The organism is Escherichia sp. WS1451 (genome assembly GCF_046487365.1).
In the GTDB taxonomy this organism is placed as follows: Bacteria; Pseudomonadota; Gammaproteobacteria; order Enterobacterales; family Enterobacteriaceae; genus Escherichia; species Escherichia coli.
In genome coordinates this window covers 178,101-187,034 of sequence record NZ_JBJQJP010000011.1, presented here as the reverse complement: position 1 = coordinate 187,034, position 8,934 = coordinate 178,101, and the positions used below count along the sequence as shown (strand labels likewise).

The following is an 8,934-nucleotide window of genomic DNA, read 5'->3' as shown; positions in this document are numbered from 1 at the left end:
TTTCCTGTGTGGTACGCCGTCTGCGTTTCTCCGGCCCTAAGACATCAATCATCTGTTCTCCAATGACTAGTCTAAAAACTAGTATTAAGACTATCACTTATTTAAGTGATATTGGTTGTCTGGAGATTCAGGGGGCCAGTCTACTTGTAATGTAAATGGGAATCTATCTCATCTAATAAGAATAAAGTATTAGGACTATCAAAAATATCAAGCAGAGAGTATAAAAAGAGTACTTGATATTCCCCATCACTAATATCATTCAGTTCGATATTATTTTTAAACTCTAGCTGTAATGATGGTTTTATTATAAAGTAATCATTATCTGCTGCTTGAGTGAAAAATGTTATGATAGGATCAAAAAAGGAATCTTCTGCTTCCTCAAATGATGGATTGAAAAAATTTGAATGAGTTAGCAAGATCTCTTGAGCTTCAAGTGGAGACTCGAAATCATAATCAGCATTAACAATATTATTAATGAAACTTTCTAAAGTCCTATGATAAGCTGAATACCTTAAAGTATTTTCAATACCTTGTTCTTCTTGTGCTAATGCCATTTTTACTCGATTAACGTAAGCCGAATTTACTCGGACCGTCAATGTAAGCTTGCTTGATATATCATCATTTTTATCATCTGATACATCAATATAGCCTTTCTCACATAAAAAATTTCTAACAAAACCATTTGATTTACAAATTGTGGATATGAATATTAGTAACTTTGACCATGCTTTATCGTAATAACAACAATCTAAGTTAAGACCTCTATTTGCTTGCCTTTCATGAGAAAGATAATCAGAGAAATACGTTGAGTATTTCTCATTTTGTCCAGAAGAAAAACAAACAACCTTTGTTTCTGGTAGATATTTTTTTGTTAAACAGTTAATAAATACGGATTGTAAAATCGAGGACTTACCAGCACCATTTTCGCCAATTAAGGCCGTAACCTTTTCAAAAAAGATATTTTGCTCTCTATCATATAAGGTGTTTTTTGGTAACATGATTTCCATTTTTATAGTTCCATTTTTTTTAATTCTATGCACCTGACACTTTTAAAATTCTGCTACCTTTTAAACTGGTCCACTACAGTCTCGACCAAATTATCTTCAACGCTGTTACGGTAGCAACGTGCTCTGCCCTACAAGACCATATAATAATCGTTCCTTCTGTACAAACAAATCATTGTGTAGTTATCAACTCATTTTGGCAACTACAGGGATTATTCTCGATACGTTACTTTCATGGACCTTCAGTCACAAAGAATACCATGATGCCCTCGAAGCTATTGAAATGTTGTGCACGAAAAATGAATCGAAACAAATTCTCAAGTATGCTCTTGATATTGCAGAGGTTTTTTATGATTGTGAATCTGGTGATAGCGATCGCCGACTACAGTACTGGATTAACATTCGCGAGATGTTCCTACGTCGCTGGGAACGGTTGGATATCCGTATGCTGTTGTTGGCACGCATGATGGAACAGCTCTACGCTTGTAAGGATATCGGTAGTACCCTCCCGACAGAAACCATACCAGCAAGCGTAACGTCTCCGTTGTATCGGAATCTCCGCGGGAAAAAGCGGGTGTTTTACAGTATTACAAAAATGCCACGCAACGTGGTAAAGACGCCTTATTGAAATTGTATCCGGCGCTATGAATTGAGCTCAACAATGATCGCGTTGCCATTGATGCGTTATTGGATGCTGCCAAAAAAGCAGATTACTTCATCTCCGTCAACGGCAGTTCAAAACATCAGGCCTTTTATACGGTTACCAATTGCCGTAAGGATATTATTTATCCGGCGGGGAAGGGGCTTCAAGCATAGTTGCTGCCTTTATTGCGAGTTGGTCTGACTGCACAAGGAATAGCGTGTACTATTCTTTGTGAAAATGTGACAAACGCAAAATTGCTTCTACAAACCTGTCAGAAATAATCCCCCGACGGGCTGCCGCGCTGAAATGACTGCTTCGCAGTGCCGTCGTCCAGTTCTCCGGTGACCGGTACGCTGAACCGTAATATCCCGTGCTTAAATCGTCCGGGTCTTCAACAGGCGCGTTCGTCAGTCCTCTTTCACCTTGTTGCTGGTAGTCGACGAAAATAATATTGGCTAAAACATTATTTTGATAATTGCCATAAATAGCTTCATACGCATGAGGGAAATTTTCTTTCCAGTACCAGGTGGTATCGCCGCAAAACCACGGTGCGTCAGTAATATTATTAAGCTGAGAATGGTATTGTTTTAGATCCCTACGAAAGGCTTCAACCATATGATTAAAGTGTTGAGGGTGTGACGCGTAGTCACTGGTCATTAAGTCAAATTCGCCTTGCATCCAGCATACGCCGAGGAATTTGTTCTGCGGATTTTTTGCCAGTGCGGCTCGCGTTCTGCTGACTAAATCCTGGTATAGCGGAGTATCCGTTCCCCAACGACAAGCATCATGGCTGGCTCCGTGCCGTTCTGAATATGTCCCTTCGCTGCCCGCGGTAAAAGCCGATCCGCCACGGCAACACGGAACGATGAGAACCCCTGCATTATCAGGAATGAAGGGCAGTAATTTCCGTGCAATATGCAGTGCCTGGCCAACGGTGCCGTACTGTGTTTGATGATTCGTTGCCAGAGGATGGTGATAACCCTGCATATCCTGAACATCGTGTGGGCAGTGAGTCAGTGGAATAATGTCGTTAAAGTGACATGACGGGCCTCCGGGATGCGTATGCGCAAATCTTGCTAATTGTTTAATTCTGGGATGAGGCGCATCTTCCCCGTCCGGTAATGGCAGTCCTTCGCCATACGCCATGGCATTAGACTGACCAGCAACGGTAAGAACATAGTAATAATCGGGCGATATTATCGCGTTCATATAATTTTCGCGTAATTGAAATGATAAATTGATATCAGGGCCCCTTTACCAGGGCCCTGAAGCGTTAGTTTTGTACTGTGACTTTATTATCCTTCACAGAAATCAAAACTGAATCCGTCACCGCTTTGCCGCCTGCAGTTTCACCGCCAATAATTAATAAACTATTATTCCAGGGCAATGATACTCCGTAGGCCCGACCTTGCGATAATTCGCCCGATTTATCCCATTTCCCGTTATGCCAAAGATGAATATCAGTGCTATATGATTTTTTCAGGCCTTCATGCGCATAGTTCTTACCGTTCTGGTAATTTTCTCGTGAACCTTTGAATCCGGCCCCTCCGGCAAATATAAGAGAATCATTGCTTATCCCCGCAAAACCGCCAGCGACGCCATCTGGTGATGAGACGGGAGCAAGCTTATTCCATTTTAAATTATTACCGGTGAAATCAAGTTCAAATACGGCATCCGTTCGCAATCCTGGTTTGGCTTCGCCATTAATAAGCCAGGTTTTATCACCTTTATTCACAACCGCCGCACCAGCCGTTCCGTACCAGGGAGATTCGCCAGCGTAACTCCATTGCTGTGTTGAGGGATCAAAAGACAACAGAAACTTATTGAAGAAATAATCTTCTGCTTTTTTGTCAAAATAGTGGGCGTTGATTTTATCTATAGCGGTTGAATCTTTTCCAGCCTCGTTGAGATCTTCAAAATAGCCATTGAAGATATTCTGGTTAACACCGCCAGTAACATAAGCCTTGCCGTTGTGTACAAAAGTCGCATGACCCGCCATGCCCATCGGCGCGTGCGACATCAATTTAACCCAGCTATTGGTTTTGGGGTTGTATTTGTGTACGTCATTAAATACCTGAGTCAAGCCCTCGCTGTTTTTGCCAATGCCGCCAAACACATACAGATTGCCATCAATAAATGCCGAGGTTGCTTGATCTCTTGGTCCGCCAGGGAATGCAGCTAACGCTGTCCATTTTTTATCTTTGGCCTGTATATCCAGCTTGTACCATGCCGTACCTGCGCTACCTAAACCAATGTAGACAGTGTCGTTATCAATTGCTCCGGTACCACTTTTAAATGGCACAGGAGTTTCCGGTAATACAGACGCGTTTGCGGCAAATGAAGCCATCATGATAGCAAGCGCCATTATTGTTTTATTCATTGTGACTGTCTCCTGTCTACTACAGTTTAAATGACACACCAATGCGATAACTGTTTTCCGATAAATTATCTCTGCCGTTGTAAACACCCTGGCGGTCAAGGTAGTCATATTCTATGTATGGCGTAATATCGGGCGTCATATGGTATTGTAGAACAAATGCATTTTCTGTCGCCCATTTCTTGTGGTTTGCATAGCGATAATCGTTCTGTTTGCTGTATAGCGTCGTTTGCCATGCGAAGGTGAAATCACTATTAATATGGTAAGTGACATATCCATCCCAACGATGAACGTTATCACGAGACATATCACCGGATAAGTCTTGTTGTCGGTAAGCTTTCCAGTCGTAACGATAGCGAATGCCAAAATTAAGATCTTTTGTCGCGTCCCAGGACAGTTTTACGTAGGGTCCGTAGCGTGTGCCGTTGCTGCTAAAATGCGTTAACATTCCCGGGCGCACCGTCCATTGATCATCAAGTTTAATCGCGTAATTAACTTCAACCTGAACATCATTGAGTGCGGCATTTTCCTTTTTATTATCATGAATGGTATTCCAGGTATTACTTTCCATGCTTGCCCACCATCCATTTTGCCATCCCTCACTGACTTTGAGTCGAGTCTCATAGGCATGGCTTCCGCTACGATATCCACCACGTACGTCCAGTGTCGCAGCCTGAGAAATTAATGGTGACGAAAAGCACAGTAATAATACGCCAGAAAGTATTTTAGCCTTTTTCATAAATTTCACTCATTTGTAGGATACAGAAAGCAATACAAAGCCCGCATAAACAATTAGCATTTATGTTGTGTAATATTTTTTGCCAGGCTTATAGTGTCTTTGGTAACGGGTAGCTGTATTTTATATTTTTTGTATAAGGTCTCCTGTGAAAATTCTCTTTTCACATTATTTAAATAAACAGAGAACCAGATTAAATACCTGAGTATAAAATCTCTTCTGATGTTTAATTGATTTGAATGTTCGTAAGCTATATCACTTACTCAATCCATTTTACCCAGAGTCATAAAATAGAGTGTCTGTTGATCTCATTTTCATATTCCTTTCAGACTGAAGTGCATTTTCATCACCCGATGTGAAAGAACTGAAGTGATGTTTGCCATAGATTACGAGATGCCCAGTCTCATTGACTATCGTGGTGCACCTTTATACCTGTTATACCAGATCAAAAATCACGCAATCCATACAACAAAACGAGATTTGCAATTCGTGTCACAAAATATGTCGATCTTTTTCTAAGAAGAAGATGCCATGTGAAGCCAGACGAACACTTGCGGTGGTCTTCAAAAAACTAAAGATTTTATTTTAACTATTTGTTTTATAAATATTTTATTTAGAATCTAAACAAGGAAAGCTTTGCAAGCTAACTCAGTGAGCTTGGTGAAAATAAGTGTTTACCCGCCATCAGGCTGAGCATAATTCTCATCATGAAATATGTTTCCTGGTTTTTGGCTTGTAAGTGGTCACCCCTGAAGTCGATCTGGAAAGGCTTGTAGATGTTGGTGTTTTCAGGATGATGTTTCAGATAGGTTGTTTGCCGTATCGCCCGGCGAATAGCTGTGATTGAGGAAGGTTTAAGTCGCAGTGACCAAAGCCATATTTACCAACGAATGTAGATGAAAAAGCGTCTCCTGCGTTCCCCCATATCTCCAGGAAATACACAGTCTGAAAAAGGAATGTAACAATCTCATGGCGTAAGCTGACGAACCAGGCAGGAATAATCGCTAGGGACCTAAGCATTAGCATGATAATAGCCACTAAGAAATTACTGTGTTCCATGAAATAGCCATTTTGTGGCAAATGCAGTTGACTAATAATGTCATATGTGAGACGGCTAGTTGAACAAATATTAAATTTTGCTGAATTTTTTATGTTGATTTTACTTGTTACAGAACATATCACATGATATATAGATAAGATTAGTTGCATTAATGATGAGGGTTATTATTCGATTCGTATCAGATTGATAAATATATAAAGGTACATAGCATGCAAGAGCATGGCGTTTGTATGGCAAAGTTATTATAAGTAACTATCGCTACTCCATTTAAGTTCACTCAGAAGAACTGGTCCACTTACGTTAGTTATTAAGCAAACGTTCGCTTTTATAAACATAATCAGGATTAAAATGTTGGATTATTGCTAACCCAGCACAGCTAGTGCGCGTCTGTAATTATAAGGGAAAACGATGAAGAATAAGGCTGATAACAAAAAAAGGAACTTCCTGACCCATAGTGAAATCGAATCACTCCTTAAAGCAGCAAATACCGGGCCTCATGCTGCACGTAATTATTGTCTGACATTACTTTGTTTTATTCATGGTTTCCGGGCGAGTGAAATTTGCCGATTGAGGATTTCGGATATTGATCTTAAGGCAAAGTGTATATATATCCATCGATTAAAAAAAGGCTTTTCAACAACGCACCCGCTATTGAACAAAGAAATTCAGGCTTTAAAAAACTGGTTGAGTATCCGTACTTCTTATCCGCATGCTGAGAGCGAGTGGGTATTTTTATCACGTAAGGGGAATCCACTTTCTCGGCAACAGTTTTACCATATTATCTCGACTTCCGGTGGTAATGCCGGGTTGTCACTGGAGATTCATCCGCACATGTTACGCCATTCGTGTGGTTTTGCTTTGGCGAATATGGGAATAGATACGCGACTTATCCAGGATTATCTTGGACATCGCAATATTCGTCATACTGTCTGGTATACCGCCAGCAATGCAGGGCGTTTTTACGGCATCTGGGATAGAGCCAGAGGACGACAGCGTCACGCTGTTTTATAGAGATAGTTGAGATACCAGGGATGGTGTTAAAAACTACATTATTCTTACGATATATCAAAAATGATTAACCATTTATTAATTGATGTTATTGTAAGTATGATTCTTAATTATCATAATAAACATTAAGTTAACCATATCCATACAAAATACAATGGTTTATGTTCTTCAAAATAAATAAACAAAATCATTCATAAATTTACACATCACTTAAATTCGCCTGTTTCCATACTTTTTTCTTTATTTTTTAAGCAACTGGAAGTTAATCCACTGCAATCTATTGTTATATTGAATCAAATCAATGAAAATAGATATTGTCACATCAGTGATATTTTATTTTTGTATGATATTTAATGTAATTGACTGATAGCCACATCACTTCGGGTGTGGTTATCTTTTTATCTATTGGGCTAATTTTGACCGATTGAGGTTTCCTATAGGTATTCATTCAAATATATCTCAGTCAGGAGTACTACTATTGTGAGTAAACGTCGTTATCTTACAGGTAAAGAAGTTCAGGCCATGATGCAGGCGGTGTGTTACGGGGCAACGGGAGCCAGAGATTATTGTCTTATTCTGTTGGCATATCGGCATGGGATGCGTATTAGTGAACTGCTTGATCTGCATTATCAGGATCTTGACCTTAATGAAGGTCGAATAAATATTCGCCGACTGAAGAACGGATTTTCTACCGTTCACCCGTTACGTTTTGATGAGCGTGAAGCCGTGGAACGCTGGACCCAGGAACGTGCTAACTGGAAAGGCGCTGACCGGACCGACGCTATATTTATTTCTCGCCGTGGGAGTCGGCTTTCTCGCCAGCAGGCCTATCGCATTATTCGCGATGCCGGTATTGAAGCTGGAACCGTAACGCAGACTCATCCTCATATGTTAAGGCATGCTTGTGGTTATGAACTGGCGGAGCGTGGTGCAGATACCCGTTTAATTCAGGATTATCTCGGGCATCGAAATATTCGCCATACTGTGCGTTATACCGCCAGTAATGCTGCTCGTTTTGCCGGATTATGGGAAAGAAATAATCTCATAAACGAAAAATTAAAAAGAGAAGAAGTTTGATTTAACTTATTGATAATAAAGTTAAAAAACAAATAAATACAAGACAATTGGGGCCAAACTGTCTATATCATAAATAAGTTACGTATTTTTTCTCAAGCATAAAAATATTAAAAAACGACAAAAATCATCTAACTGTTTGATATGTAAATTATTTCTCTTGTAAATTAATTTCACATCACCTCCGCTATATGTAAAGCTAACGTTTCTGTAGCTCGACGCAACTTCCTCATTCTTCTCTCCAAAAACCACCTCATGCAATATAAAAAACTGCAAATAAAGATAATTATAGAACATTAAGCCAACAAATAAACTGAAAAAGTTTGTGCGCGATGCTTTCCTCTATGAGTCAAAATGGCCCCAAATGTTTCATCTTTTGGGGGAAAACTGTGCAGTGTTGGCAGTCAAACTCGTTGACAAAACAAAGTGTACAGAACGACTGCCCATGTCGATTTAGAAATAGTTTTTTTAAAGGAAAGCAGCATGAAAATTAAAACTCTGGCAATCGTTGTTCTGTCGGCTCTGTCCCTCAGTTCCACAGCGGCTCTGGCCGCTGCCACGACGGTTAATGGTGGGACCGTTCACTTTAAAGGGGAAGTTGTTAACGCCGCTTGCGCAGTTGATGCAGGCTCTGTTGATCAAACCGTTCAGTTAGGACAGGTTCGTACCGCATCGCTGGCGCAGGAAGGAGCAACCAGTTCTGCTGTCGGTTTTAACATTCAGCTGAATGATTGCGATACCAATGTTGCATCTAAAGCAGCTGTTGCCTTTTTAGGTACGGCGATTGATGCGGCTCATACCAACGTTCTGGCTCTGCAGAGTTCGGCTGCGGGTAGCGCAACAAATGTTGGTGTGCAGATTCTGGACAGAACAGGTGTTGCGCTGACGCTGGACGGTGCGACATTTAGTTCAGAAACAACCCTGAATAACGGTACTAACACCATTCCGTTCCAGGCGCGTTATTTTGCAACCGGTGCTGCAACCCCGGGTGCTGCTAATGCGGATGCGACCTTCAAGGTTCAGTATCAATAA

The 8,934-nt window shown here is 40.6% G+C and carries 8 protein-coding genes; 4 read left to right on the top strand and 4 right to left on the bottom strand.

The genetic code is table 11. The features are described from left to right. Nucleotides 1-140 precede the first annotated feature (140 nt). Nucleotides 141-1,007, bottom strand: a complete 867-nt coding sequence (locus tag ACJHX7_RS15720; RefSeq protein ID WP_410231652.1) for an AAA family ATPase — start codon at nucleotides 1,005-1,007, stop codon at nucleotides 141-143. Nucleotides 1,008-1,200: 193 nt separating this feature from the next. Here ACJHX7_RS15720 and ACJHX7_RS15715 point away from each other — a divergent pair, with 193 nt between their 5' ends. Further along, complete coding sequence (locus ACJHX7_RS15715) at nucleotides 1,201-1,632, top strand: hypothetical protein (RefSeq protein WP_223718380.1); 432 nt, start codon at nucleotides 1,201-1,203, stop codon at nucleotides 1,630-1,632. A 237-nt stretch (nucleotides 1,633-1,869) separates the two neighbouring features. Here ACJHX7_RS15715 and ACJHX7_RS15710 read toward each other — a convergent pair whose 3' ends face one another. From ACJHX7_RS15710 to nanC, 3 genes are all read right to left on the bottom strand, one after another. Beyond that, nucleotides 1,870-2,856 carry a sialate O-acetylesterase gene (locus ACJHX7_RS15710; RefSeq protein WP_094030093.1) on the bottom strand — a complete coding sequence of 329 codons (987 nt, stop codon included), beginning with the start codon at nucleotides 2,854-2,856 and terminating at the stop codon, nucleotides 1,870-1,872. Nucleotides 2,857-2,920: 64 nt separating this feature from the next. Continuing rightward, nucleotides 2,921-4,027 (bottom strand): N-acetylneuraminate epimerase, encoded by a 1,107-nt coding sequence (gene nanM / locus ACJHX7_RS15705; protein ID WP_094030094.1) that lies wholly within the window; start codon nucleotides 4,025-4,027, stop codon nucleotides 2,921-2,923. A 19-nt stretch (nucleotides 4,028-4,046) separates the two neighbouring features. Continuing rightward, nucleotides 4,047-4,763, bottom strand: a complete 717-nt coding sequence (gene nanC, locus ACJHX7_RS15700; protein WP_001295734.1) for an N-acetylneuraminic acid outer membrane channel NanC — start codon at nucleotides 4,761-4,763, stop codon at nucleotides 4,047-4,049. A gap of 1,465 nt (nucleotides 4,764-6,228) precedes the next feature. Here nanC and fimB point away from each other — a divergent pair. The 3 genes from fimB (at nucleotide 6,229) to fimA (ending at nucleotide 8,934) form a co-directional block, all read left to right on the top strand. Further along, a complete protein-coding gene (gene fimB, locus ACJHX7_RS15695) occupies nucleotides 6,229-6,831 on the top strand; it encodes a type 1 fimbria switch DNA invertase FimB (RefSeq protein WP_000790574.1) in 603 nt (200 codons plus the stop codon). A gap of 477 nt (nucleotides 6,832-7,308) precedes the next feature. Further along, nucleotides 7,309-7,905: a type 1 fimbria switch DNA invertase FimE gene (gene fimE, locus ACJHX7_RS15690; protein ID WP_000044711.1), complete on the top strand. Its 597-nt coding sequence runs from the start codon at nucleotides 7,309-7,311 to the stop codon at nucleotides 7,903-7,905. A gap of 480 nt (nucleotides 7,906-8,385) precedes the next feature. Then, nucleotides 8,386-8,934: a type 1 fimbrial major subunit FimA gene (gene fimA / locus ACJHX7_RS15685; RefSeq protein ID WP_001357506.1), complete on the top strand. Its 549-nt coding sequence runs from the start codon at nucleotides 8,386-8,388 to the stop codon at nucleotides 8,932-8,934.

Coding starts and splice junctions, on each gene's coding strand:
- fimB (WP_000790574.1), top strand. CDS start 6,229: ATGAAGAATAAGGCTGATAACAAAAAAAGGAACTTCCTGACCCATAGT.
- nanM (WP_094030094.1), bottom strand. CDS start 4,027: ATGAATAAAACAATAATGGCGCTTGCTATCATGATGGCTTCATTTGCC.
- ACJHX7_RS15710 (WP_094030093.1), bottom strand. CDS start 2,856: ATGAACGCGATAATATCGCCCGATTATTACTATGTTCTTACCGTTGCT.
- fimA (WP_001357506.1), top strand. CDS start 8,386: ATGAAAATTAAAACTCTGGCAATCGTTGTTCTGTCGGCTCTGTCCCTC.
- nanC (WP_001295734.1), bottom strand. CDS start 4,763: ATGAAAAAGGCTAAAATACTTTCTGGCGTATTATTACTGTGCTTTTCG.
- ACJHX7_RS15720 (WP_410231652.1), bottom strand. CDS start 1,007: ATGGAAATCATGTTACCAAAAAACACCTTATATGATAGAGAGCAAAAT.